This is a genomic window from Mycobacterium paraense, from assembly GCF_002101815.1.
Classification (GTDB): domain Bacteria; phylum Actinomycetota; class Actinomycetes; order Mycobacteriales; family Mycobacteriaceae; genus Mycobacterium; species Mycobacterium paraense.
In genome coordinates this window covers 48,215-73,192 of the sequence record NZ_LQPM01000010.1, presented here as the reverse complement: position 1 = coordinate 73,192, position 24,978 = coordinate 48,215, and the positions used below count along the sequence as shown (strand labels likewise).

The 24,978-nt window shown below is 68.4% G+C and carries 27 protein-coding genes; 13 read left to right on the top strand and 14 right to left on the bottom strand.

From position 1 onward, the window contains the following. Positions 1–34 precede the first annotated feature (34 nt). On the top strand, positions 35–385 hold the full coding sequence (locus tag AWB89_RS09195) for a DoxX family protein (protein ID WP_085173036.1): 351 nt from the start codon (positions 35–37) through the stop codon (positions 383–385). A gap of 12 nt (positions 386–397) precedes the next feature. Here AWB89_RS09195 and AWB89_RS09190 read toward each other — a convergent pair whose 3' ends face one another. Beyond that, the gene (locus AWB89_RS09190; protein WP_085173034.1) at positions 398–1,198 is read right to left on the bottom strand and encodes a ketosteroid isomerase family protein; all 801 of its coding nucleotides are present in this window, start codon (positions 1,196–1,198) and stop codon (positions 398–400) included. Continuing rightward, positions 1,198–1,758, bottom strand: a complete 561-nt coding sequence (gene pncA, locus AWB89_RS09185; RefSeq protein ID WP_085104826.1) for a pyrazinamidase PncA — start codon at positions 1,756–1,758, stop codon at positions 1,198–1,200. Before pncA ends, AWB89_RS09190 begins: the two co-directional genes overlap by 1 nt. A 97-nt stretch (positions 1,759–1,855) precedes the next feature. Between pncA and AWB89_RS09180 the strand changes: the two genes are divergently transcribed. Then, entirely contained in the window at positions 1,856–2,842 is a 987-nt protein-coding gene (locus AWB89_RS09180; RefSeq protein ID WP_085104823.1) for a DoxX family membrane protein, read from the top strand. 20 nt (positions 2,843–2,862) lie between these two features. Here AWB89_RS09180 and AWB89_RS09175 read toward each other — a convergent pair whose 3' ends face one another. The 5 genes from AWB89_RS09175 to AWB89_RS09155 are packed head-to-tail and all read right to left on the bottom strand — an operon-like array spanning position 2,863 to position 7,910. Beyond that, positions 2,863–3,441, bottom strand: coding sequence for an ATPase (locus tag AWB89_RS09175; protein ID WP_085173032.1), 579 nt, complete (start codon positions 3,439–3,441; stop codon positions 2,863–2,865). An 18-nt stretch (positions 3,442–3,459) separates the two neighbouring features. Further along, on the bottom strand, positions 3,460–3,849 hold the full coding sequence (locus AWB89_RS09170; protein ID WP_085104818.1) for a TA system antitoxin ParD family protein: 390 nt from the start codon (positions 3,847–3,849) through the stop codon (positions 3,460–3,462). A 48-nt stretch (positions 3,850–3,897) separates the two neighbouring features. Continuing rightward, positions 3,898–4,419 carry a gluconokinase gene (locus AWB89_RS09165; RefSeq protein ID WP_241520452.1) on the bottom strand — a complete coding sequence of 174 codons (522 nt, stop codon included), beginning with the start codon at positions 4,417–4,419 and terminating at the stop codon, positions 3,898–3,900. Further along, positions 4,395–6,386 carry a DUF7064 domain-containing protein gene (locus AWB89_RS09160; protein ID WP_085173023.1) on the bottom strand — a complete coding sequence of 664 codons (1,992 nt, stop codon included), beginning with the start codon at positions 6,384–6,386 and terminating at the stop codon, positions 4,395–4,397. Before AWB89_RS09160 ends, AWB89_RS09165 begins: the two co-directional genes overlap by 25 nt. Before the next feature lie 18 nt (positions 6,387–6,404). Further along, a complete protein-coding gene (locus AWB89_RS09155) occupies positions 6,405–7,910 on the bottom strand; it encodes a carboxylesterase/lipase family protein (protein ID WP_085173021.1) in 1,506 nt (501 codons plus the stop codon). 80 nt (positions 7,911–7,990) lie between these two features. Between AWB89_RS09155 and AWB89_RS09150 the strand changes: the two genes are divergently transcribed. Both AWB89_RS09150 and AWB89_RS09145 read left to right on the top strand, forming a co-directional pair. After that, positions 7,991–8,680, top strand: a complete 690-nt coding sequence (locus AWB89_RS09150) for a hypothetical protein (RefSeq protein ID WP_085173018.1) — start codon at positions 7,991–7,993, stop codon at positions 8,678–8,680. A gap of 65 nt (positions 8,681–8,745) precedes the next feature. Next, positions 8,746–9,561 (top strand): hypothetical protein, encoded by an 816-nt coding sequence (locus tag AWB89_RS09145; RefSeq protein WP_085173016.1) that lies wholly within the window; start codon positions 8,746–8,748, stop codon positions 9,559–9,561. Positions 9,562–9,564: 3 nt separating this feature from the next. Here AWB89_RS09145 and AWB89_RS09140 read toward each other — a convergent pair whose 3' ends face one another. Continuing rightward, positions 9,565–10,530 carry an SDR family NAD(P)-dependent oxidoreductase gene (locus AWB89_RS09140; RefSeq protein ID WP_085173014.1) on the bottom strand — a complete coding sequence of 322 codons (966 nt, stop codon included), beginning with the start codon at positions 10,528–10,530 and terminating at the stop codon, positions 9,565–9,567. Next, a complete protein-coding gene (locus AWB89_RS09135; protein ID WP_085173011.1) occupies positions 10,527–11,759 on the bottom strand; it encodes a cytochrome P450 in 1,233 nt (410 codons plus the stop codon). The genes AWB89_RS09140 and AWB89_RS09135 overlap by 4 nt, the downstream gene beginning before the upstream one ends. 92 nt (positions 11,760–11,851) lie before the next feature. On the opposite strand from AWB89_RS09135, the gene AWB89_RS09130 reads away from it, so the two are divergent. Further along, the gene (locus AWB89_RS09130) at positions 11,852–12,481 is read left to right on the top strand and encodes a TetR/AcrR family transcriptional regulator (protein ID WP_085173009.1); all 630 of its coding nucleotides are present in this window, start codon (positions 11,852–11,854) and stop codon (positions 12,479–12,481) included. 5 nt (positions 12,482–12,486) lie between these two features. Here the strand turns inward: AWB89_RS09130 and AWB89_RS09125 are convergent, their stop codons facing one another. From AWB89_RS09125 to AWB89_RS09115, 3 genes are read right to left on the bottom strand one after another with little or no spacing between them, the layout of a single operon-like run. Then, positions 12,487–13,290 (bottom strand): mycofactocin-coupled SDR family oxidoreductase, encoded by an 804-nt coding sequence (locus AWB89_RS09125; RefSeq protein ID WP_085104799.1) that lies wholly within the window; start codon positions 13,288–13,290, stop codon positions 12,487–12,489. Further along, entirely contained in the window at positions 13,291–14,373 is a 1,083-nt protein-coding gene (locus AWB89_RS09120) for an NAD(P)H-dependent amine dehydrogenase family protein (protein ID WP_085104796.1), read from the bottom strand. Between the two features lie 42 nt (positions 14,374–14,415). Beyond that, positions 14,416–15,204: an SDR family NAD(P)-dependent oxidoreductase gene (locus AWB89_RS09115; RefSeq protein ID WP_085173007.1), complete on the bottom strand. Its 789-nt coding sequence runs from the start codon at positions 15,202–15,204 to the stop codon at positions 14,416–14,418. Between the two features lie 212 nt (positions 15,205–15,416). On the opposite strand from AWB89_RS09115, the gene AWB89_RS09110 reads away from it, so the two are divergent. Further along, complete coding sequence (locus AWB89_RS09110) at positions 15,417–16,016, top strand: TetR family transcriptional regulator (protein ID WP_085173005.1); 600 nt, start codon at positions 15,417–15,419, stop codon at positions 16,014–16,016. Positions 16,017–16,035: 19 nt separating this feature from the next. On the opposite strand, the gene AWB89_RS09105 is transcribed toward AWB89_RS09110, so the two are convergent. Continuing rightward, the gene (locus tag AWB89_RS09105) at positions 16,036–17,136 is read right to left on the bottom strand and encodes an NAD(P)H-dependent amine dehydrogenase family protein (protein ID WP_085173003.1); all 1,101 of its coding nucleotides are present in this window, start codon (positions 17,134–17,136) and stop codon (positions 16,036–16,038) included. A 311-nt stretch (positions 17,137–17,447) separates the two neighbouring features. On the opposite strand from AWB89_RS09105, the gene AWB89_RS09100 reads away from it, so the two are divergent. The 7 genes from AWB89_RS09100 to AWB89_RS09075 all read left to right on the top strand — a co-directional run bounded on the left by AWB89_RS09100 (position 17,448) and on the right by AWB89_RS09075 (position 22,388). Further along, complete coding sequence (locus tag AWB89_RS09100; RefSeq protein ID WP_085173522.1) at positions 17,448–18,119, top strand: hypothetical protein; 672 nt, start codon at positions 17,448–17,450, stop codon at positions 18,117–18,119. 161 nt (positions 18,120–18,280) lie between these two features. Further along, entirely contained in the window at positions 18,281–19,810 is a 1,530-nt protein-coding gene (locus AWB89_RS09095) for a nitric oxide reductase activation protein NorD (RefSeq protein WP_085173520.1), read from the top strand. After that, a complete protein-coding gene (locus AWB89_RS09090) occupies positions 19,807–20,613 on the top strand; it encodes a CbbQ/NirQ/NorQ/GpvN family protein (protein WP_085173001.1) in 807 nt (268 codons plus the stop codon). The genes AWB89_RS09095 and AWB89_RS09090 overlap by 4 nt, the downstream gene beginning before the upstream one ends. Positions 20,614–20,629: 16 nt before the next feature. Continuing rightward, a complete protein-coding gene (locus tag AWB89_RS28265; protein ID WP_263993100.1) occupies positions 20,630–20,758 on the top strand; it encodes a hypothetical protein in 129 nt (42 codons plus the stop codon). Next, positions 20,755–21,465 carry a hypothetical protein gene (locus AWB89_RS09085; RefSeq protein WP_085173000.1) on the top strand — a complete coding sequence of 237 codons (711 nt, stop codon included), beginning with the start codon at positions 20,755–20,757 and terminating at the stop codon, positions 21,463–21,465. The genes AWB89_RS28265 and AWB89_RS09085 overlap by 4 nt, the downstream gene beginning before the upstream one ends. 17 nt (positions 21,466–21,482) lie before the next feature. Further along, positions 21,483–21,917, top strand: coding sequence for a hypothetical protein (locus tag AWB89_RS09080; RefSeq protein WP_085104784.1), 435 nt, complete (start codon positions 21,483–21,485; stop codon positions 21,915–21,917). 48 nt (positions 21,918–21,965) lie between these two features. Continuing rightward, the gene (locus AWB89_RS09075; protein WP_085172998.1) at positions 21,966–22,388 is read left to right on the top strand and encodes a hypothetical protein; all 423 of its coding nucleotides are present in this window, start codon (positions 21,966–21,968) and stop codon (positions 22,386–22,388) included. A gap of 20 nt (positions 22,389–22,408) precedes the next feature. Here AWB89_RS09075 and AWB89_RS09070 read toward each other — a convergent pair whose 3' ends face one another. Then, positions 22,409–24,976, bottom strand: a complete 2,568-nt coding sequence (locus AWB89_RS09070) for a sugar epimerase family protein (RefSeq protein WP_085172996.1) — start codon at positions 24,974–24,976, stop codon at positions 22,409–22,411. Between the last annotated feature and the right edge of the window lie 2 nt (positions 24,977–24,978).

The following is a 24,978-nucleotide window of genomic DNA, read 5'->3' as shown; positions in this document are numbered from 1 at the left end:
GTGGAAACAGCTGTAGGACAAGGGATTGAGTCAGATGCACACCGCCTACGTACTCGTCGCGCTGACAACCGCCGTCGTCACCGCCGGAATCGCCGTGGCCGACCTCATTCCCGCCGGGTTCGTCCTGGCGAATTCGGCCGAAGTCGGCGTGCCGCGCTCGTGGTTGCCGCCACTGGCGGCGGCGAAGCTGGCGGGGGCCGCCGGGCTGGTGGTGGGGCTCCTGGGCCTGCCGGCGCTGGGGATCGCGGCCGCCGCCGGGCTGGTCCTGTTCTTCGTGGGCGCGGTCATCACGCACCTGCGGGCCGGCGTCCTGTACAACATCGCGTTTCCCGGCGCCTACCTGTGCCTGTCCGCGGCAACGCTGGCCCTGTCGATCGCGCGCTGAGTTCGGCCGGCCTCAGGCGGGAAAGTACCGGATCCGGTTGATCGCGTTGCCCGGCCACGCCACCTCCACGAACACGATCCCGCGGCCGTGCGCCGAATTGACCGAAACCGCCACCGTGGCACCGGCGCCGATCACCTTGGTGCAGCCGGCCCCGCCGAGTTGCTCGACGAGCTCGCCGATGTCGAGCGGGTCGTCGTCACCCAAAGTTATTGGGGCACGGGCAGATAACGCACGGGCGGCCGCGGACTTGTCGTTGCGCGAGACGGCGCCGAGGAAAGCCAGCGCCAGCCTTTTGTGCCGCGAACCGACCCGCCGAAAGCCGGCCACGAAGCCGGCGGTCCCCCGCAGGCCCTGGTTGGCCAGCAGGCCGCGCGACAGCTGCAGGGCGGGCGACGCCGCGCCCGGCCCGGTTCGCAGGAACTGCAGCATCATCGCCGGCAACTCCCAGTAGGCGCGCAACCTGCCAATCTTCCAGCTGCCGTTGGCTTCTCGCAGGTCGTAGCGCAGCAGCGCGGGAATGTACATCGTCACGGCAGGGCCCATCGACACCTCGAGCTCGAGGTCGCGCAGGACGCTTGTGCCGAACACGATGTCGAGGTCGCGATGGAACTTGATGTCGCGCGGACCGATGAAGGTGTCGTAGAACCGGCCGATCTGGGCGTGCCCCCGGTGCGGCCGGGACCCCACCGGGTCTTCGATGCGGCCGTCGGCGGCGAACAGCCCGACCCACCCGGCACGGTCGTGCGCGGCGGCGGCCTGCGGTGAGCGCTCCACCGCGGCGAGCAGACGCTCCCGATCCAGCGGCACCACCATCAGTGCCCGCCGACCAGCTCGACGCCGACGGTTCTCATCTCCTCCAACGCTGCCGCGGCGGAGTCCGCTGCCACCGCCGCCGTCAGGTCGACCAGCACCCTCGTGGTCAGCCCGGCCCGGGCCGCGTCCTCGGCGGTCCGCCGGACGCAATGGTCCGTGGCGATGCCGACGACGTCGACCTCGTCGACCCCGTGACGCCGCAACCACTCGAGCAGCGGCGTGCCGTTTTCGTCGGCGCCCTCGAAGCCGCTGTAGGCCGCGGCCGAGGCACCCTTGCGGAAGACGGCCTCGACGGGACCGGTGTCGAGGGCGGGATGAAAATCCGCGCCGGGGCTGCCCGCGACGCAGTGCGGGGGCCAGGACGACGAGAAGTCGGGGTGGTCGGAGAAGTGATCGCCCGGGTCGACGTGGTAGTCCGCGGTCGCCACCACGTGGTCGTAGCCGGGCTCGCCGGCCACGTAGTCGTTGATGGCGGAGGCCACCCGCGCGCCGCCGTGAACCGGCACCGAGCCGCCCTCGCAGAAGTCGTTTTGGACGTCGACGATGACCAACGCTCGCACGGGTCCACCCTAGCCTCGGCGGGCCACTAGCTGGGCGTTCGACCGGACCTCGGGGGCGCACGGTTTGTTTGCCGGTCGGTCGGGTAACCCAGCTGCCATGTTGATCCGCAGAATCGCGAGGCCCCTGCTGTCGGCGGTGTTCATCGGCCAGGGAATCGACTCGTTCCTCAATCCCAAGCCCGCGGCCGAGGCCGCGGCGCCGGCGGTCGACGGTCTTCGGGCCCTGCCGGATCCCGTCGGCAGCAGCATCCCCAGCGACCCCCAGACGTTCGCTCAAATCAACGCCGCCGTTCAAATCGGCGGCGGTCTGTTGCTTGCCACCGGCAAGGCGCCGCGGATCGCCTCTGCGGCGCTTGCCTTCACGGTGCTTCCGGCCAACCTCGGCGCGCACATGTTCTGGAGCGAAAGCGATCCCACCCTCAAGGCCCAGAAGCGCAAGGACTTCCTGACCGACCTCAGCCTGTTGGGTGGGCTGATGATCGCCTCGGCCGATACGGCCGGCAAGCCGTCGTTGGGGTGGCGCGGACGCCAGGCGGCCGAGCGGCTCTCCGAGCGGGTGTCCTCGGCGCTGCCCGGATCCGACGACACGTTCGACGAACTCGGCGAGCGGATCGTGCACGGCCTGCAGGTCGGTGCGGAACGCGGGCGCGAATTGGCCAGCACCGCGGCCGAGCGCGGCGCCCCCTACGCCGAAGCCGCGCTCGAACGCGGCCGCGAACTGGCCAGCACCGCCGCCGAGCGCGGCGCCCCCTACGCCGAGGCCGCCCTGGAACGCGGCCGTGAACTGGCCAACACCGCCGCGGAGAAGGGCGCCCCGCTCGCCAAGAAGGCGCGCAAACGCGGCGAGGAGCTGGCGAGCACGGCGGCGGAAAAGGGCGCGCCGCTGGCCAAGAAGGCGCGCAAACGCGGCGAGGAGCTGGCCGATACGGCGCGCGACCGCGGGGTGGAGTTCGCCGAGATCGCGCGGTTGCGCGGCAGCGAGCTCGCCAACACGGCGGCCGCACGCGGCAGTCAACTGGCCGACGCCGCCCGCGAACGAGTCGGCGACCAGGTCCCCTCCCGTCGGCGCCGCCTTCCCTGGTAGCCGCCGGGGCCGGAGCGCGCTCATCTCGACCAGCGCGACCCCAGTTCCTCCGGCGTCCACACCGGCCAATCGGGATCCCCGACCGGCTCGCCCCCGCTGAATCGGGCGACGATGCGCGGCCCGCGCAGGCGGCTGTTGTCGTAGACGGTCGCGATATCGGAAGAAGCGATGGCGTCGGCGACCAGCGCCCACAACCGGCGGTGCCGCTGGCGGATCTTGGCCTCCGGCACGTGGTGGCCGCCGGCGAGCACGCGGTGCCGGACGCGCTCGACGGCAAGGTCTTCCGGGATCAGCAGCGCATGCAGGACAACGGTGAAGCCCTGTCCGCGCGCGCTGCGGATCAGGTCGAGCTTCGTCGGATGCGAAAACACCGTCTCGGCAACGAAATTGCGGCCCAGCTCGATCAGCTTCGCCCGGGTTTCGGCGGCGACTCGCGCCGAGTCATAGGCGTGCGACGCCGGGTCCTCCGGCCAGCGCTGCCGAGCAATCTCGTCGGCATTGACCACCAGACTTCCGGGCAGCAGCGGCGAGAGCGTGAAGGCGATGAACGTCGACTTGCCGGCGCCGTTGGGCCCGACCACCAGGTCGAGTCGCTTCATCGAGCCGCCGGGTCACGATCAGCGCTTGGCCGCAAGCGGCGCCTCCGTGCCGTCGGGTCGGTACTCGACGATGTCGCCGGCGTCGTTGAGAGCGACCGTGGCGATCCCCTGCCCGGCCAGCGCGGCCCCGTAGTCGGTGCGGGCCAGGCTTTCCTCGATGGCCGCCGAGATCTCGGCGTTGAACACGACGCCCTCCTCGACGGTGAGGTCGCCGGTCGCCAAGCGGCCCGCGAGGGCGGCCTCCACCCGTCGTCGAGAGGTGGTGTGCTGACTGGATACCGCGCGCCCGACCCGCGCCCAGTGGTCGAGTTGCTGCTTGGCCGAACGGCTCTGCCGGGCACCCTCCGATGCGGCGCTGTCCATCAGGTCGGCGGCCACCCGCGTGACGCGATCGAGAGCCTCGGCCATGACCTTCCTCCGTCCCTGCAACACTTCGTTACAAATCGTAGCATAATGCTACGGGGGTGGTCGCCAGGCGGTAAAGGCGTCGACGATGGCGTCGACGGCCTGGCCGGCGTCGGCGGTGACCCCGGCCTCGTCGGGACCGAGCGGTTCCAACGCGTCGAACTGCGACCGCAGCAGCGCCGCCGGCATGAAATGGCCGGGCCGAGCGGCCAGCCTGGCGCCGATGAGTTCCGGCGAACCGCGCAGGTGCAAAAACTCCACCGGCGGGCAGTGTGCCCGCAGCTGGTCGCGGTACTTGCGCTTGAGCGCCGAGCAACTCACCACCCCGCCGCCGCGATGGCCGGCCAGCCAAGCGCCGACCGTTTCCAGCCACGGATAGCGATCGTCGTCGGTCAGCGGTTCACCGGCGGTCATCTTGGCGATGTTGGCCGGCGGGTGCAGGGTGTCGGCGTCCACGAAGGGCACCTGCAGCCGTTGCGCCAACGCCGCGCCCACCGTGGACTTCCCCGATCCCGAGACCCCCATCACCACGACGGGTGGCCGGGCGGCTACTGCGGCAGGTTGCGGTTCCATTCCACCCAGCCCACACCGGCGCGGCCGTCCGCGGTGCTGACGCTGACCCAGGCGCGCGGGAACTGGCTCACCCGCCCGTCGGCGGCGACCAGTCGCACCGGCGCCTGGCCGCGCACCTCGATGTCCGCGGTGATGCCGCCGGGGCTGAGATCCAGCGTCGCGTCCAGCGGTAATCCGTTGTCGCCGAAGGCCTCCCGCGAGGCAATGGCATCCAGCTCGACGACGTTGCCGCCGGCGTCCTGGGTATAGCCGATGCTGAACGCGGGCGCGCCCGGGATGCGGATGTTCACGCCGTGCAGGTGGGTGCCGTCGTTCAGGTGCAGCGCGCTCCAGATCCAGTCCATGCTCCACCAGTCACGCACCCCCCAGGAGTGGTCGCGCTGCCCGGGCACCGCGTCGAGGCGGTAGCTCGTGCCGTCGATCGTGACGGTTCCCGTGACGGTGCAAGGGATTTCGTAGCGCGTCGTGAGCCGGTACTTGTACGGCGTGCCGTCGGTGGCCCACTCCAGATTCATCGCCATCTCGACCGGCGTTCCGGGCTCACCGCGCAGCAACGCCGACGGGTCGGGGTAGGCCTGGGCCCGCGCCCGCACGTCGACGCGGTAGGCCTGCAGCGGCACGCTGGCGGAGTGGCCGATCTCGAAGCCGTCGGCGCGCACCACCCGCGGGTCTTCCGGCAGCGGGACTTCGGCGTCGACGGCAACGGTCGGCAGGTCGGGTCCGCACAGCAGCGCGTGCACCAGGGCCTTGCCCTGGTTGGCTATCAGGCCGATGCGGAACCAGCCGCCCAATCCCTGTGCGGGATCGGCGAAGTCGGCGTACCAGCTCTCGCTCCACAGCGGTTCGGCGGTCGGGGTGTGGGCGAGCTCGTCCCCCTCGGTCGGCCGCAGCGGCTCGGCCGCCACCGGGTCGGGCAGCGTCGCCAACGCATCGGTGTCGAGCACGTGCTCGCAGTTGCGCTCCAGCATGGTCATGAACATCCGGTCGCCGCGGTCGGTGCGCTCCACCAGCATCGACGAGACGATCGCCATCATCACGCCGAAAAAGCTTTGGCGCCGAACCCCTTCGGCGACGTCGGCGAAGGTGATCGGCGCCGCCGGCCCCAGCGCCTCGTGGTAGGCGCGCAGCAATTCGTCGTACCGCTCCTTGCGGTCTTGCGTGCGCAGCGCGCAGCCGAGGAAGTACGCCAGGTCCGTCAGCGCCGGCCCCCAAGACACGGTCTGCCAATCGACGACGGTCAGCGGGCGGTCGGCCCCGGCGGTGCCGAACAACATGTTGTCCAGCCGGTAGTCGCCGTGCACCAGGCCACGGATCCGGTCCTCGGCCGACTCCTGGGCGAGGTAGCCGTCGAACGCGGCCACCAGGCGTTCGCATACGACGCGGTGCTCGGGCGCGATCTGCTCGCCGTACCGGTCGATGAAGCCGGCGTACAGCGGGGCGATCATCGCCTGGTTGAGCGGCGAATCGCGGTTGAGCCACGGCGCGTCGGCCAGCGCCGCGTCGCCGAGCAGGGGCCCGTGCAACCGCGCCAGCTCGACGACGCCGAGGCGGGCCTGTGCGGTTGTCGCACCGGCGATCTCGTCACCGACGATGGCAGGTCCCGCGTCGCCGAGCAGCAGGTCGAACGCGCCCGTCGCGGTGTCGACGGCGGCGTGATAGCAGGGCGCCACCGGCCCGCCCAGGCGCGGCGCGATGTCGCCGTAGAAGCGGACCTCACGCTCGTAGAGCCCCAGCGCCGAGCCCGTCTGCCGGCTCACCGGATCGGACGCCGCGACCTTCAGCACCACCGACTCGGGCCCCTCGGCATCGGCGTAGGTGAGCCGGACGCGGTAGCACTCACTCATCTGGCCGGTGCCGATGCGCTCCACGGCGAAGTCGGCAATGGGTCCGGTGCCGATCGCGGCGGCCAACCAGGCCGCCGTGAGATCACCGGGTCGTTCGATGACTTGCTCTGTGTCGGCATGCATGACGGACAGCGTGCCAGGTCACTGCGCCAGTGAGAAGCCGTCCCATGCCATCCGGCGATGGGGGTGCGGATCGAACTCGATCCGGCTCTTGCGGTCGAACACCATCACGGCGCGGTCGTCCGGGGTGTAGGGGGGCCAGTCGTCACCCGGCGAGCCGGTGCGGCTGAACGACCGCCACCGGCGCTGCACGTGATTGCTGACCCGCAGCGCCGCTCGTCGATCCGCGGCCGCGGTCAGCAGGGCACCGAATCGGGTGCGGTAGACGTCGAAAACCGCCAGCAACTCGGTCGCGTGCGTGGCGCCCAGGCCGGACCAGCGCAGCGTCCGCGGGGCGTAGTCGTATCGGTACAGGTACGTGGGCGCGTGGACGCCGTGCGCCTCGGCGATCTGCCAGGCCGCCGAGCTGAACGCGAAGTCGCCGCCGAGCTGGATGCAGGCCGACGGCGCCGGGTAGTCGGGGTAGGCGGCGGTGATGCGTTCGCGCGCAGCGGGTTCCGTGTCGGCGAGCAACTCCTCGATCATCGACTCGTTGGTCGGCAGCATGCGCAGGAACCGGGTGAACAGGCGGCCCTCTTCGGCGTTGGTGCCCACGATCAGCGGCACCCGATGCGCGCGGCCGGTCCGCATGGCCTCGACCGGATCCACGGGCAGGACGTCGTCGCCGAAAACCGGGCCGATCGGGAAAGCGCCGAGCCGGTTCTCCATGCCCTGGTCGATCAGCCGATGTTGGGTCTCCACAAACTGCGCCGCGGACGCCCGCCGCAGCGCGGTCGCCGCGTCCTGCGGGCGGGCGCCGAGCAGGCGGGCGAAGCGCGTCGCGAACTCGGCGGCCGTTTCCCGCGACCGCACCATACCGGAGGCCGGACTTTCCGAAATGGCCTGGGCGAACAGGCCTTCGGCGGCGGGCACCGCCAGCAGCGTGGCGGTGATGTGCGCGCCCGCGCTCTCCCCGAAGATGGTGACCTTGGCCGGGTCGCCGCCGAATTCGGCGATGTTGTCGCGGATCCACTGCAGCGCCAGCACCAGGTCGCGTAGGTAGAGGTTGCTGTCGATCGGCATTTCGGGGGTGGACAGCGACGACAGGTCCAGGCAGCCCAGGGCGCCCAGGCGGTAGTTGACCGATACGTACACACAGCCGCGGCGCGCCAGCGCCGCCCCGTCGTACAGCGGCGTGGCCGAGCTGCCCAGGATGTAGCCGCCGCCGTGGATGAAGACCATCACCGGTAACGGCTTGTCGGACGGGACTTCCGGCGTGACGACGTTGAGGGTGAGGCAGTCCTCGCTCATCGGCTGATAGCGCCCCACACCCAGCATCGTGTAGCGGCGCTGCTGGGGCGCGCAGTGGGCGAAGCCGTGGCAGTGCCGCACACCCGACCACGGCGGCGCGGGCTGCGGCGCCCGGAGCCGCAGCGGCCCCACGGGCGGGCGGGCGTAAGGGATGGATCGCCAGCGGTTTACGCCGTCGCGGGTGAAGCCTTCGACGGTGCCGGCGGTGGTGCGGGCGCGGATGGTGCGCTCATGCATACCAGTGACGGTAGCCGACACCACGGCCCCGAGGCGCGGCTAGCGGCCGAATCCCGGGGCGTGGCGGTTAGCCTGGCGGGATGCGGATCGCCGCCCTGGTCGCAGTCGCGTTGCTGGTCGCCGGATGCTCGCACCTCGGCGGCGACAACGCGGGACGGCCGCCAACCACGTCGCCGACCTCGGCCGGCACCGCCGCGACGACCACCCCGCCGTCGGGCAGCAAACCGCCGGCGCCGTCCGCCGCGCCGGCGTCCGGCGCCGCGATTTCCGATGTCATCGCCTGGATAGAAGCAGGTCATCCCGCCGATCCGGGGCGCTATCACAGCGCGACGCGGCAGGGCGCCACCACCCCGCTCGGCAACGACATCGCGCTGACCGCCCAAGCCGGCAAGGTTTCCTGCATGACCGATGCCAAGCGCACCGGCGGTGCGCTTTCGTGCCTGGTGAACCTGGCCAATCCGCCGCCGCGACCGGACACGGCCTACGGCGACTGGAAGGGCGGCTGGGTCGACTTCGACGGGACCAACCTGCAGGTCGGCTCGGCGCGGGCCGACCCCGGTCCGTTCCTCAACGGCAACGGACCCGAGCTGGCCGACGGGGACACGCTGTCATTCGGCGACTACCGCTGCCGCGCCGATCAATCGGGCCTGTACTGCGTGAACTACGCCCATCAGTCGGCGGTGCGGTTCGCGACCGCCGGCATCCAGCCGTTCGGTTGCCTGAAGTCGGTGCCGCCCCCGGACGGTGTCGGCACCGCGTTCAGCTGCTGAGCTTCGGCGCTTGGCGCGTGCCGAATTTTGCTGCACCCGCTGTTTGGGCGTGGGACCATTTGCCGATGGACGCCGACGACGCCGAAAAGCGCATCGCTGACCTGGAACGTCAGCTCGCCGAGCAGAAGCGCATCGCCGAGCTGGAACGTCAACTGGCCGAAGCCAAGGCGGCCGCCGGGCAGGATCCCGACGATCGCGCACGCCAGTATGCGCAGTCGTTGTGGGAGGGTTTGCGCACCGGCGGTCCGGCCGGCCCCGGTGGGCCGTCCGCGCCCGAGATGGCGCAGCATCGAGAGGCTTTCATGCAAGCCGCGGCCCAGGCGGGCCTGTCCCAGGAACAGATCGACAACATCTTCAAGCACGGCAAGGCGACGTTCAAGGTGGGGCATTCGGTCGTGTATTCGCAGCAGGGCGCGACACCGGGCTTCGGCGCGGTCGCCGGCATGGCGCAGCCGCCCGGCTTCCCGCAGCCACCCGGCTTCCCGCAGCAGGTCGGCTCGAGGCGCCAAGTCGCGCAGGGCCGCCGCCGGCCGTGGGGCATGCGCGGGTGGCCGGATCGGATCGGGGCGATCGTCGGGGCCCTCGGCCTGTGCATCGGCGCCGCCGCGTCGCTGACCGCAACGATGCCGGCGAGCGCGATGTGGACGAGCCCCTTCGTGTGCGACAGCGGCTACCAGCTGGCGTACGACACCACCAACTACAGCTACAAACCGGGCCAGTCGGGGACCAGTGTCAGCTTCGAATGCGTCGGCGCCACCGGCTCTTACGAGCCCAGCTGGATCGCGATCGACGCGCTGCAGACGATCCTGACCACCGTGGTGCTGGCCGCCGCGGTGGGCGTCGGGTTCCTGATCTGGCGCGCCTTCCGCAGGAAGAGCTGACCGTCAGCCGGGCGGGTTGGCGAGGGCGGCGAACAGCTCGGCCATCTCGTCGGCGGGCCCGCCCGGAACGGTGTAGCCGGCCTCGTCGCGAATCTCGGCGAGGTGGTCACGCACGTCCTCGACGGACAACCCGGGACGGTGGAAACCCCGTGTCCTGCCGATGAAAAACCGCGCGACGTGCCCGGCGCCGGCCGTGTAGATCTCCCCGGAGACCGGGCAGTCCCGGTGGGTCAGGAACGCCGCGACCGGCGCCACCAGCGCCGGGTCGAGCTGCCGAAGGTATTGGCCGACAAGGTCGTCCATGATCGCCCGCGCCGCCGCGTCATCCGGCCGCTGCGCACCGTCGATCGAGTGCGCGAGCATCCGCGTGTAGGCGATCGGGGCGATGGCGTTGGCCTTGATGCCATAAGCGGCCCCCTCGGCGGCCAGCACCCGGGTGAAGCCGATCAGCCCGGTCTTGGCCGCACCGTAGTTGCTCATGCGTTCGGCGCCAAGGATTCCCGCCGCCGAGCAGGTGTTCAGGATCCGGCCGTAGCGGCGCTCGCGCATCGACGCCCAGGCGGGCCGCGTCACGTAGAACGCGCCTCGTAGGTGCACATCGATGAGGGGCTCGAGCCGGTCGGCGGTCATGTCCTCGAACGGGGCGTCGTCGACGATTCCGGCGTTGTTGATCACGATGTCCACCCGCCCCCAGGTGCTCAAGGCGGTGTCGACGATCGCCTGTGCGCCGGCGAGAGTCGTCACGCTGTGCGTGTCGGCGACGGCCTGGCCGCCGGCGCGACGGATCTCGTCGACGACGCCGCCCGCCGCGTCACCGTCGGAGCCGGCTCCGGTCACCGAGCCCCCGATGTCGTTGACTACGACGCGCGCGCCCCGGCCCGCCAGCAGCAGCGCATACTGCCTGCCCAGTCCCCCGCCGGCGCCGGTGATCACGGCGACCTCGTCGTCGAACCGCAGCTCAGTGCTCACCAACTGACCGGCAGCTCTTTCATGCCGTAGATGTTGGCGTCTTTGAACTTGAGTTGCTCCGGCGGCACGGCCAACGTCAGCCCGGGTAGCCGGCGCGCGAGCGTTGCGAAGGCGACCTGCATTTCGACGCGGGCCAGGTTCGCCCCGATGCACTGATGCACGCCGTACCCGAAACCCAAGTGCCCGCGGGCGTTTCGGCCGACGTCGAAGGTTTCGGGATCGTCGACGAATGCGGGGTCCCAGTTCCCGGCGGGCAGGTTCATCATGACGAACTCGCCCGCGCGTATCAGCTGGCCGTCGATCAGCAGATCTTCGATGGCCACGCGATCGACCTGACTGTGCACGATGCTGAGGTAGCGCATCAGCTCTTCGACGATGTTCGCGACGACGGCGGCGTCGTCGGTCTGTCCGAGCCGCTCGAACACCGCGGGATGTTGCAGCAGCGCAACGGTTCCCAAGGAGATCATGTTGGCGGTGGTCTCGTGGCCGGCCTGCATCATGATCACGCTGTTCATGGCCGCGGTGGCGTGGTCGAGTTGGCCGGTCGCCACGTATTCGGTGACCAGGCGGCTGATCAAGTCGTCGCCGGGTTCGCGCGCCTTTCGCTCCACCAGCTCCTCGATGTAGGCGTACATGGCCCCGAAGGCCTGACCCTTTTCCGCGTCGCTGGACTTCTGGTCGAGCCCCTTCGTCGTGTTGCGCTGGAAGAGTTCGAGGTCTTCCGGCGGCACGCCCAGCAGCAGCGCGATCACCATTGACGGCACCGGCAAGGCGAATTCACGCACCAGATCGGCTGGCGCACCGGTATTGATCATCTGGCGGAGATAGCGGTCGACCATGGCCTGGATCTGGGGCCGCATCGATTCGCAACGCCTGAAGGTGAAGTTACTGGTCAGCATGCGCCGCAACCGATGATGCTCGGGATCGTCGGTCCGCGCGAACATCACCGGGACCTTGTTCTCGTCGTCCTTGGGCATGATGGAGTCCGGAATCGTCTTGGCGGACAAGCGCGGATCGACCAACGCCGCTTTGATGTCGTGGTAGCGGCTGATCACCCAGACCGGGTTGCCCTGAAACATCGCCCTTCGCAGCCCGGGTTGGTCCCGCCACTGGGCGAACTCGGTCGGGGGCGCGAGCGGGCAGTGCCCAGGTCGCGGGACGGGCAGCACCGGTAGGTCGGCAGCGGAGCAGGCATCGGCGGCGCCGAAGGAATTGGAAGTTGTTGTCATAAACCGCGTTTCCCAGTAAGTGTCAGACGACTGCCAGTTATAGAGCGTAAAGGCACGCTTGGTGGCAGTCAACTGTCGGTTAGGCTGTCCCCATGTCCGGGGTTGACGACCGGCCATTGCGGGCGGACGCGGCGCGCAATGTCGAGCGCATACTGCGCGCGGCGCGAGACGTCTATGCCGAGTACGGGCCCGACGCACCGGTCGAGGCCGTCGCGCGCCGCGCGGGCGTCGGTGAACGAACCCTCTACCGCAGGTTTCCGACGAAGGCCGACCTGGTCCGCGCCGCCCTCGATCAGAGCATCGCGGAGGATCTCACGCCGGTAATCGACAAGGCCCGGCGCGCCGAGGACCCGTTGCGCGGCCTCACCCAGCTGATCGAAGCCGCGATATCGCTGGGCGCCCGCGAACACAGTCTGCTGACCGCGGCGCGCCGGGCCGGTTCGCTCACGTCCGATATCTCGGTTTCGCTCAACCAGGCGCTTGACGAGCTGGCCCGCGAAGGCCAGCGCGTCGGCAGCATCCGAGCCGACCTGGTCACCGACGACCTGCCCCGCCTGATCGCGATGCTCTTCAGCGTGCTGGCCACCATGGATGCGGGCTCCGACGGCTGGCGACGCTATGTCGCCCTCGTCGTCGATGCGGTATCGGTCAACGAGCGACAGCCGTTGCCGCCGGCCGCGCCGCTGCGTTACGAGGTCGGGCCGGATAGCTGGCCACTGTGAACGATTTAGTTGATGGTGACCCCGGCGTCGACCTTGAACTGCAGGCCCGTCACATAACGAGACTCATCGGATAGCAGGAACAGCACCGCGTTGCTGACGTCGGCCGGCGCCACGGCCGGGGTGGGCATGGCGTTGACGAAGATGGGGATCAGGTCGGACCGCTGCTCACCCAGCAGAGGCCCGAACGACGGCGGAACCATCCCGGTGGGCACCCCGGTGGGAAGCACGGTGTTGACGCGCACGTTCTGCGCGGCCAACTCGTTCGCCAGCGCCAGCGTCAAACCGACGACGCCGTACTTAGCGGCGGTGTAGGGCGTCTGCAGCGGAAAGCCTTTGATGGCACCGGCAGAGCTGACATTGACCAGGCTGCCGCCACCCTGGTCGAGCAGGTGCGGTATGGCGGCCGCGCAGGTGTTCCACACGCCGATGAGGTTCACGTCGACCACCGTGCGCCACTGATCGGCGGTCGTCTTGTCCCAGGGCGCCACCGTGAGCACACCGGCGTTGGCGACCGCCCCGTCCAGGCCGCCCAACTCGCCGGCGCCCTCATCGACCGCGGAGCGCAATTGCGCCTCGTCGCGAACGTCGACGATGCGACTGCAACAGCGGCGGCCGAAATTCTCTACCAGCCTTACCGTTTCGGCCAGCTCCTCTTCGGTGGCCAAGGGGTACTCGATCTGCGGCAAGGATTGGCAGATGTCGACCAGGACGAGGTCCGCGCCCTCCTCGGCGAGTCGCAGCGCGTGGCTGCGCCCCATACCCCGGGCAGCGCCGGTGATCAGAATGCGTTTACCGGCAACGCGTCCCACCTACTGCTCGTTCCACATCAGGCCGCGCATGGTCGCGGAGAGCGGGATGTCTTCCACGCCGATCAGTCCCGGGGGCGCGCTGCAGACCCAGTCGATCGCATTGACGGCCCGGCCCGCGGTCGCGATGCAGCCGGCATCGGTGGCGTCGAAAACGGGGTGCGAAACATGGGTGTTGATCTCCACCCGCGGTTCGCCCTCCACGACGACGCGGTGGACGCCGGTGTGTCCCTCAGGCGGGAATTCCCAGTCGGGCGCCGCGGCTTGGGTGAGCCTGGTGACGTGCTCGAGGGTGATCACCGGCTTGCCGTCGCGAACGCCCTCGGTGGCGAACCGCACCGCGGCCATCTGTCCCGGCTCCACGGTCATCATGGTGCACTCGATCCGCTCGGGCGTGAACCAGCGTTCGATGCGCTGGCGCACGTCCTCGAGCTTGATGTCGAGATGGTCCGCCAGGCTGCGGACCTGGCCGCCCCACATCGCCACGATCACGCCAGGCAGGAACATCATCGGCGAGTCGTCATCCGGTGTCGTGCCGAATCCCATTGCCGCGCCGGTGAACTCGGCGTCGTCGTAGTTTCCGTAGTCGAAGATCTCCTGGACCGTGATCGAATCGACCCGCGTGGTCAGGCTGGCCGCCGAGTGCACCAATGTATCGCCGGAGAAACCGGGGTCGATGCCGTTGACGTAGAGGGAGGCGTTGCCGGCCGCGCAGGCGCGCTGCAGGGGCTCGCGCAACCAGTCGTCGGCGTGGTGAGGCGTGACCAGCCAGACCATCGACGTGCCGACGACGTTGCAGCCCGCCGCGAGGAACTTCGCCATCTGCTCGATCGCTTCCATCGGCCGGGTCTCCCCCTGCGAGGTGTACACCACGCAGTCGGCGCCGAGGGCCACCAGGGCGTCGATGTCGTCCGTGGCGAGGATGCCGGTCGGCTTGTCCAGCCCGCAGAGTTCGGCGGCGTCCCGGCCGATCTTCTCGGCGCTGGCCGCGTGCACGCCGATCAGTTCGAGGTCCGGCCTGCCGATGATGGCCCGCAACGAATGGCGTCCCACGTTTCCGGTGGAGAATTGAATGACTCTGCGCACGGTTGCCCTCGTCCTTCCAGCGGTGGGTGATGACCGATCATGTCAGTAATCGGGTATCGGCAGGGGCGAGTTGTTCGAGTCGATGCCGCCGTCGACGTGGAAGATCGCGTTGGTCGCGTAGCAATCGCGCGTGCAGAGATACACCGCGAGCCGTCCGAGATCCTCGACGTCGCCCAGCCGGTGCAGGGGTGTGGCCTCCTGCATCTTCTCCAGCGACCCGGGCATCAGGTCCAGGCTGCCCCGAAGGCCGTCGGTGGCGAACGAACCCAGGGCGATGGCGTTGACGCGAATCTTCGGGGCCAGTTCCTGTGCCATGGCGCGGGTGAGCGCTTCCAGGCCGCCCTTGGCGACGCAGTAGGCGGTCAGCGCACGGATGCCGAATCTCGCGGAGCCCGAGGAGATGTTGATGATGGAACCGCGCCCTGCGCTGAGCATGTGCGGCGCCGCGAGCTGACTCATGATGAAAGCCGACGTCACACACCAGTCGAAGGTGTGCCGGAAGTCTTCGTCGGTGATGTCCAAAAATCGCGCGTAGGTCGAACCGCCGACATTGTTGACGAGAATATCGATGCGGCCGAAGCGCTCCATGGCCGTGTTCACGACGCGTTCCCCGTCCGGACGGCTCATCGCGTCGGCGACGAGCGCCAGGCCCTTGCCGCCCGCGGCCTCGATACCCTCAATGGTGCCAACGATATCCGCCTCGGTGCGCGCGGTTCCCACAATCGTGGCCCCGGCCTCCCCCAAGACCCGCGCGATGCCTGCGCCCACACCTTTCCCGGCACCCGTGACGATCGCGACCTGTCCATCCAGGCGGAATTGCTCCAATGCCATGCCGGGCTCCTTCGACCGCGGGTGATGCGTGCGCGATTCACTCTAGGAACGCTTACTGACTAAAGTCAACGAATATAGGCGGTGAGAATTCGCTGTGGCGGCTACGATCCGACAATGATCAAGTTGTGCAAGCCTTTTTGGCCGGAACACGGCATAATGGCGGGGTTAGCCCACAACGTGTGGCATGAGTCAGGTCAATCGTGAGGAAAGAAATGGCTGTGGCGGATCGGCTGTCGGCTCGAGAAGCCAAGCGGCTGCAGACGAGGGAGCGTTTGATGGGCGCCGCCATCGCGGAGTTCGCCCGCGCCGGGATGGCCGAGGCAGACGTCGGTGCCATCGTGGCCGCCGCGGGAGTCGCCCACGGGACGTTCTTTTTCCACTTTCCCACCAAGGAGCACGTCCTGCTGGAGCTGGAGCACCGCGAAGAGGAACGCATAGCCAAGCAGTTCGCGCAATTCCTGAAGTCCAAGCATGACCTTGCCTCCGCATTGAATGAGGCGGTCCGCCTGGTGGTCGGTTTGGAGCGCCGGCTGGGCGATCTGCTCTTCAACGACTTTCTCGCGCTGCACTTCTCCCAGACCCGCCCCCAGACCGAAGATGGCAGGGATCACCCCCTGATCGTCTTGGTCGCCCAGGAAATTGCGCTTGCCCAAGAACGCGGCGAGGCGGATTCGCAGGCCGATCCGATGAACAGCGCGGTGTTCTTCCTGCTAGGTCTTTACGCCCTGTTGATCACCACCAACCACTGGCCGACCGGCCACGCCCTGCTGGAAGACTACGTCGCGCGGACGTTGCGCGGTCTGAAGCCCTGAGCCGCAACGCCTTACGCCGCTAGCGCACCACACCGCGCAGCGGCACCAACCCGAGTTCCTTGTGGGTCAGGAACCCCGGGGCGGCGTCGCACACGGCCGGGACCGTGTTCGCCGGGCCCATCGCGGTCCAGGTGTAGCCGGGCTTGGGGTAATTGCCCTGCGGATCCGCCGGCGCCTGCAAAATCAACTCGGTGGGCTCGTCGCCCTCGATCACGATGCGGTAGTGATAGTGGCCGCCCCAATCCGGCTGCGGCTCAATGGCATCGTATTCGTCCATCGTGTACATCTCGTGGAAGGTGATGAGGGGCTTGCCGTCGACCCACGTCGTCCATTGGTGATGCTGGGAGGCGACGGTGCCCTTCTTGATCGAGCCCTTGAAGCCCGGCATGTCGCTGGACGGGCCGCCCTCATAGGGGATGTCGCGGATCGCCGTTCCCAGTTCGACGTCCGTGGTGTACTTCTCGACCGTCTTCCCGAGGCCGTCGACCACCATGGCCATCGACTGGGCGAACAGTGGCCAGGCGTTGCCGAGCAGGTTCGGCCCCGCCAAAAACTCTTCGGGCGTGTTCCCCATCCCCATTTCGTGCAGGTACTTCAAGGTGTCCTTGCCGAAGTTCACCACCTCGTAGATGTGGATGGCGTCGATCCGGCTGACGATGCGGGCCAGCGTCAGGACGAGGAGATCTCCGGCAAAGCCGGGGTTGACCCCGCCCGCGTGGAAAGATGTTCCGCCCTCGTGGCACGCCGCATCGATCTTGTCGATGTCCGCCTTGCTGTGCTCGGTCCGAAACCACCACGCGCCACCCGATGCGACGACGTTCTTGCCCGAACGCAACAGACGGCAGACCTCGTCGGGATCCGACCACAGCGGCGCGTAGAACACGCAATCGGCATCGAGGGCTTCGATCTCCGCCTTGTCGGTCGTGGCGAGCACCCCGATCGGCGCGACGCCGACGAGTTCGCCGGCGTCCTTGCCCACCTTCTCCGGGCGGTTGCAGAGCACCCCGACCACCTCGAAGGCGGGGTTGTGCGCAAAATGACGGAGCGCCACCGTCCCGACATTGCCTACGCCCCATTGGATGACGCGATACTTCTTGTCGGTCGGCGATTTGAGCGCCATCGCTACTCCTTTGCATGCATCCACATGGCTGAGCGCCCGAGCGTAGGCACGTCCTTGAGATGATGTCAACGACAATCGTCCTGACTTCTGTCAGTCGATTCTCCCATCGCCGCCTCGCATGTGCGCTCGGCCGCGTTGGATATCGGTGCCACAAAGGCATACCGTCCACACCGCGCGCGATATGCCCCCAATGCTCGGCCCCTTATGCTGACTTAAGTCAGCCTGTTATAGTGCACGAGCCTGCCGATCAGCTTCGATGACGAGGAGGGTTCGTGAATCTGCCGAAGCTGCGCCAGCGCGAATCGGCGCCTATGGGGCTCACGCTTGACGAGCACATGGAGCAATCGCAGCGCGCACAGCGTCAGGCCGACAAGTGGCTCATTTCCGGCAGCCTCCTGATCGGCACCGCGGCGTTGGGCATCTTCGGGCTGCCGCTGTTCGGATGGGGTGTGCGGCTGCAGCGCCGGGCGCAACACGATGGCCTCTCCGTTCGGCCGATGCTGGTCACCTTGCTCGGTTACCTCGTCATCATCGACGCCGCGATCAATACCGTCGGATGGGCGCTCGACCTCGTCGCAAACCACACCCTGCTGGCCCGCGTTCTTTTGAACGGCTGGGGCAACATGTTCGATGCGGGCTACTTCTGGCACTACAACGAGCTATGGATAGGCGGCGCGGCGGGGCCCGGCGAAAAGGGCTGGGAAGTCGGCCTCATCCTGACGGTGTTCACGATGCGAATCGCCGCGGCCATCGGATTCCTGCAGATGAAGCGTTGGGGCCACCAGTGGATGGTGGTCACCTGCTGGATGGGGGTCGTCATCTGGATCGGCTACGTCTTCAACATGACCATGTTCGCCGACGTGCGTTTCGCCGGCGTCGTGCTGCCCGTCGTCGGGTGGTGGCTCTACGACATCTTCTACATCACCCCCTTTTTGGCGATCCCGTACCTGCACACCGTCAACCGCGAGCTCTTCTCCGACTGAGAGCCGCGAGCCGAAATTCACCACGTCCTTGAGGAGGTCACATCGTGGGCTATCTGTGGGAGATCCTTCGCTACGTCGCCGCCTGGGGCGGCACGGGCCTGATCATCTGGTTTTGGTATTGGCTGTTCTCCAACATCGGCACGTTCTGAGCGATGCCGGCGATGGCTGACGGCTCCGACGTACGGGCGATGGCGCTCGAACGGAGTTGCGCCGTGACCGCGGTCGCGCTGAGCGAGCGGCGCCGCGAGGGCGCCCGGCTCGTCACCGGTGCACGCCGCGCCTTCGGGTTGAACGCCAGCCTGATGTTCGTTCATGTTCCCCACCCGGCAGTGTCCGGCTGGACACGCAGGACCCTGACATGCGGTGTCGCCCTGCAATGTTCGCCATCCAAGGAGCGCATCACCGGATATCGGCTGCACGAGCTGTCCACCCGCGAGCTGCGCGCCCTCGCGATTGTCGAAGGCGGCGTCGCCCTCGGCTGGATGGCGTCACGCTGGCCGGGCCTGCTGACCGAGGCGCGGCGGGTGCTCCCGGAAGTCCAGACCGAAGCCGGTGACATGACTGCGGAGCAGATGCTCAACCGCGCGATCGCGCTGGCGGCCACGGGGCGGGCGCTGACGGTTCATCCACTGCTGGGCACGCTGCCGCTCGCCCACACCATGCCGCAGGGATGGGCCGACAGATTGCGCCGCAGCTTTGGCAGGATGCCGTGGACGACCACGCAGCAGCGTCTGCCGCGGCCATATTCGGTTCCCGTCGGCGGCGACGGGGGCGTCCGCAACCCAAACCTGCCGCCGCCCAGCCGGCCGCAGGACAACGACCTCGACGTCACCCCGGAACATCGGCCCGGGATCCCCTACCCCGAATGGAACGCGTGGACGCAGCGCTTCCTGCACGACCACGTCGCCGTCGTCGAGAGTGCGGACGTCCGGCGCGTCGACCCGGCCGCCCCCGTGAGCGTCGACGTGCGCAAGTGGTTCGAAGAGCACACTCACCGTGCGATGACGAGCCGCCTCGAAGACGGCGCCGACCTCGACGTGGACCAATACGTCAGCCACTACATCGATCTCACGACCGGCGAGGCCAAGGAGCCGAGGATATTCCGCGACCTGCTCCCCAGCGGCCGCGACGTCACCACCGCTCTGCTCCTCGACGGCAGTTCGTCGTTGGGGGTGCACGGCGGGCGGATCTTCCAGCTGGAGCTGGCCTGCGCCGACGCACTGTCCCGCGCCATGACGCTGGCGCGCGAGCGGCACGGTGTGTTCGTCTTCACCGGCAACACCCGCCATCGAGTCGAGGTGCGCTGCCTCAAGGACTTCGACGACCGCCGATTCGTGCCACCGAGCGGGCTGGGCCTGTCCACGCGCGGATACACCAGACTCGGTGCGCCGCTGCGCCATTTGACGAGCCGGCTGCTGGCGCAGCCCTCCGAGCGGCGCCTGCTGATCGTCATCGGCGACGGTCTGATCTCCGACGAGGGTTATGAGGGCCGGTATGCCTGGGCCGACTCCGCGCACGCCGTCGAGGAGGCCAACGACGCCGGCGTGTCGGTCTACTACGTCGGGGTGGGACCGACGAGAGTCGACCCCCTCCCGGAGGTGTTCGGATCTCGCCGCTCCCAACGGATCCGGCGAATCGAGGAGCTGCCGCGGGTACTGGCTCATGTCCATCGCGAATTGGTCACCGCATGAACGCCGGCCACAGGTATTTCGCGCACGGCAACGAGGTCGAGCTGTTCGAGCAGGCGTTCCGCCGGCGCATACCGGTGATGCTCACCGGTCCGACCGGGTGTGGCAAAACGCGATTCGTCGAGCATATGGGGGTGCTGCTCCGACGGCCCGTTGTCACCATCAGCTGCCACGACGATCTCACCAGCTCGGATCTCGTCGGCCGGTTCATGGTGACCGGCGGTGACGTGGTGTGGACCGACGGCCCGTTGACCCGGGCCGTCAAGGCCGGGGCGATCTGCTACCTCGACGAGGTCGTCGAGGCGCGCCACGACTCGCTGGCCATCCTGCATTCGCTGACCGATCACCGGCGCTCGCTGTACCTCGACCGCGCGAACGAGGTGGTCGAGGCGCCCGAGGAGTTCATGCTGGTGTGTTCGTACAACCCGGCATATCGCAGCTCGCTCAAGGAACTCAAACCGTCGTTCCGCCAACGGTTCGTCACGCTCGCGATGCGGTATCTGCCGCCCGACCGCGAGGCCGAAGTGATCGTCGCCGAGGCCGGAATTCCCATGGACACCGCGCGGCGGCTCGTCGGCTGCGCGCTGGCGATCCGCACGGCCGACGATGCCTTCCACTTCGAGCCCCCGTCGACGCGAGTCCTGGTCACGGCGGCGCAGCTGATCGCCGCCGGCGCAACCGAATTGGATGCGGCGGAGGCCTGCATACTCGCGCCGCTGAGTACCGACGGCGCCATCACCGACGGTCTACGTGAAGTCGCGGCGGCCAGCCTGGTCGCCACCGACGCCTCGAACACGCTGAGCTAGAAAGGAGCCGATTGGCATGGATCTCAAGGAGCAGAAACGCAAGCGGGCCCTCATCGTCTTCCAAATACTCATCTACGGCTACCTGGCGGCGATGTTCGGAATCCAGCTCTACATGTCGTTTGCCCGGGGGTGGTGGGATCTGTGAACCTTCCTCTGCTCAACCGGCTTTCAGCCAACAGACCCTCGGTCGGCCTCGAGGAGCACCACGACGAATCCCGGCAGGCTCAGCGCCGCGCCGATAAGTGGATGATCATCGGCGCGGCCCTGATGGGCATGTGGGCCCCGGGTCTGATCGGATTCCCCATCTTCATGCGGGGGGTGTGGCTGCAGCGCCAAGCGCTGCGCGCCGGCCTGTCCGTGCGGCCGATGATCGTGACGCTCATCGGCTATCTCGTCCTGATCGACGGGATGCTCAACAGCCTGGGCTGGGCCCTGGACCTGGTCGCCAACCACACGTTGATCAACCGCGTGCTCATGGTCGGGTGGGGCAACATGTTCGATGGCGGCTACTTCTGGCACTACAACGAGCTCTGGGTTGGCGGCGCGGCGGGGCCCGGCGAGAAGGCCTACGTGGCGGGGTTGATTTTCACGGTGTTCTCCATGCGCGTCGCCGCGGCGATCGGGTTCTTGCAGATGAAGCGGTGGGGCCACCAGTGGATGGTGATCACCTGCTGGATGGGCGTGGTGATCTGGTCCGCCTACGTGTTCAACATGACCATGTTCGCCGACGTGCGTTATGCCGGTGTGGTTTTCCCGGTCATCGGCTGGTGGCTCTACGACATCTTCTACATCACGCCGTTCCTCGCGATCCCGTACCTGCACACCGTCAACCGCGAAATCTTCACCGACTAGCTTCAAGGAGCATTGCGATGACCGCACCCTCAGCCGCCGAAAACCAAAGCCCCGCCGCCGATCTCGAACCGGGAACCACGCCCTACTACGCACGGATGCATCGGTGGATCAAACGCGCCGTCTTGGTCTGCCTGGTGGCTCTGGTGATCGAAGGCGCGTTCACCTTGCCTTTCATGGCGGTCTATTACGGCTACCCCACACTCAGCCTCACCGAGATCTGCAGCGAGCTGCTGAAGATCCGGTACTCCAACGACACCCTGGAGTGCAAGTATCCCTACCCGCCGTTCGGACCGCCGGAGGGCGCCGAGGGCAAGGCGACCGCGCAGGACGTCTGGGGCATCCAGCCGATCCCGAAATACCACCGGCTCGGATTCCGCGAACTCGTCAAGATTCACAACGAACGGCTGGCCCGGCAGGCCGCGGGGCATCAGCAACCGGCGCCGCATCCGTAATGCGGCATACTGCACGCGGAGTGCTAACAACCAGCTGAAGGACGTGCCATGACGGCGGACAACCAATCGTCGCTTCATCACGTCGTATTCGCGGTGGCGCCCGAGCGGCACGCCGCCGCCGCGCAACTGTTCACCGACCTGGGCTTCGTCTTCGAGAACTTCCAGCTGACCGAACTCGGCTTGGACATCCACCTCGACTGGAATCGCGGTATCGAGCTGATCAGCCCGATCGCCGAATCCCCCGGGCCGGTGGCCGCTTCGGTCAACGAGTTCCTCGGCGCGCACGGCGACGGCGTCTACAGCGTGGTGATCCGGGTGCCGGCGGCCTCGGCGGCCGAAGCCGTCGCCGAGCGCTACGGAGCCACGACGCGGTTCAAGCAGAGCTTCGCGGGCGAGGGCTCCCATCTCGACGAAATCGACCTGTCGGTGTTGGGCCTGCCGCTCACGTTCCTGGCGACCGACATTCCCTGATCGACGCGCGGCCGCCGGGATCAGACTTCCAGCACGCGGATCTCGCCCGTGGCGCCGTCGACCTCGACGAGCGCGCCCGGCGGCAGGGAGCGGGTGGCCCCCTGGACGTCCACCACGCAGGGGAATCCGAATTCGCGCGCCACCACCGCCGCGTGCGACATCGGGCCGCCCAGCTCGGTCACCACCGCCGCGGCGTAGCAGAACGCGGCGGTGTAGCCGACGTCGGTGACCTCGGCGACGAGGATCTCGCCCGGCTGCAGGTCGTCGATCGTCTCGGGTCGCACGATCCGCACCCGGCCCCGCACCCGACCCCCGCAGACGCCCACCCCGCGCAGGGAGTCGCCGCCGGCCAGCGCCGGCGCGGACGTCACGGTCGGCTGCCAGGTCCCGCTGAACACCGTCGGCGGGACGACGCCGGCCAGCCGGCGCTGCTCGGACCGCCGCTCGGCCACCAGCTTTCCGACGTCCGGCGGCAGCGCATCGAGTTCGTCGACCAGCAGATAGAACACGTCATCGGCGGTGCGGAAGATGCCGGCTTCGACCAGCCTGCGCCCGTACTCGCGCATCAGGTTGCGCAGCACCCAGTTGGCCCGCACCACTTTGTCGCGACGGACTTCGCGATCGCGAAGTTGGTGTCCCGCCAGACGCGCAATCGGCTTGGCCCGCAGCGGAATCCGGGCCGGTTCTGGCTCCGGTGCGGGAGGAGCGCTCATCGCTTTGGTCACCATCCGCACGAGCAGCTCGGGATCGTCGGCGTAGCTGGTCGACAGCATCTCGAGTTCGGCCGGGCCGCGGTGCCCGATCAGCGCCAGCTCGGCGAGCACCGCGGCGTGAAACTCCGGCGCCTCGACGGCCAGCTTGCCCAGCCGCTCACCCGGTTCGGCAAGCAGCGCCGCCACTTTCGGGTCGCGCTGCGCGGCGACCACCAACCGCTGCATGGCCTCGACCGATCGCGCGCTGACCAGTTCAGGTCCCGCGGGCGCGGCGGTGTCTCGCCCACACAAACCGCGCAACAACACGTTGAACGCGGCGCACAGCATGAACGATGCCGAGGCCAGCACCCAGCCGTGCACCACATCGTCGCGCGCCAACGCGATCAGGCTCAGCAGCCGGCGATCCTCCAGCCGGGTGAGGTCGTCGTCGGCCAGGCGCTCCAGGCGATCGACATCGGCGACGAACTCGTCGGTATCGGCGGCCGATCCGGCGGACAGGCCGATCAGGTTGACGCCGAATACCCCGATGTTGCGAACGGTCCGCAGTTGCCTTCGGAGGCGGCCGGTTTCGGAGCGCGGGCGCTCCGCTCCGAAGATCGGCAGCGACGCCATGCTCGGGCCGAAAAACCCGCTATTGCTGACGATCGTCGCGGGTTTGGCGAACGGCACCGTTTCGGCCATGAAGTGCGCCGAGGTGATCGCGCCATAGAGCCGATTGGCGAACACCGCGACGGTGCGCATCGCGATCTCGCGCTGGATGATGCCACCGGGCCGCAGCCGCTCGGCGATGGCCACGCCGCCCGCGCGCAGCCCGCGCACGGTCACCGACGCCGACGCCGGCGAGAACGGACCCGGCAGTGCCTCCGACAAATTGGTGGCCAGGAACGTGGGGAAGCGCGGGTCGATCGGGGTGTCGAACTCCCCGTTATCCCCGGCGGGGCCGGCCCAATTGGGTTTCACGCCGTCTTCGCTCGGCGCGTCCACGGCGGGCAGGTCCTGGATGCTGGTCATCCGCCAGGGCAGCGATACCACCCGCTTGCCAATCGTGACCCGGCCGCGCACCGCGAGGGCGAAATCCTCGACGCACTCAGCGGAGCTCCACGCCGGCCGGAATTCCCACTGCTCGCGCAACCGCGCGGTATCCATGAACGGGGCGTCCTGCACGAGTTGCAGCTCGGCCGGTCGCACGCCCAGCGGCACGATCGGGCGCCGGAGCGCCGCGGCGACCCGCCGGAACGTCAGTTCGCCGGGCGCCGCGAGATTGACCGGGCCGCTGCCGACTTCGGCGTCCACGATCGCCCGGTGGAGGAGGCGAAGCGCGTCGTCGAGGTGAACGACCTGCATGCGATGATCGGCCGTCCCGCCGGGAAAGGCCGGCAATGCCAACAGCCGGCGCACCCAGTTGTCGACGCCGCGGCCGAGAATCAGCGCGGAGCGGATGGCGATCCATTCCAGGCCCGAATCCTCCAGCATCTGTTCGACGCGGGCCTGGTGCCGACCGTCGGCGCTCAGCGGCATTCTCGCGTCATGCTCGGTCTTGGGCGCGTCTCCCCCGCCGTAGACGTGCGCCGACGACGGGAAAACGATGCGCCGGGTTCCGGTTCCGGCGACCGCGTCGAGAACGTTGCGCGTTCCCCCGATGTTGACCCGCTCGACGTTGCGGGCCCAGGCGCAGTGCGCGACGACCTCGGCACCGGCGAGGGCACGGCTGACCGCGGCAGCGTCCCTGATGTCCGTCTCGACGAAATCGGCGGCGCTGAGCCAGCTTTCGGGGCGATGCCGGGCGATGCCGACGACATCGTGGCCCTGGGCGAGCAACCGGGCGGCGAGGCCGCGGCCGAGCACGCCGCTGGCCCCGGTAATCGCGATTCTCATCG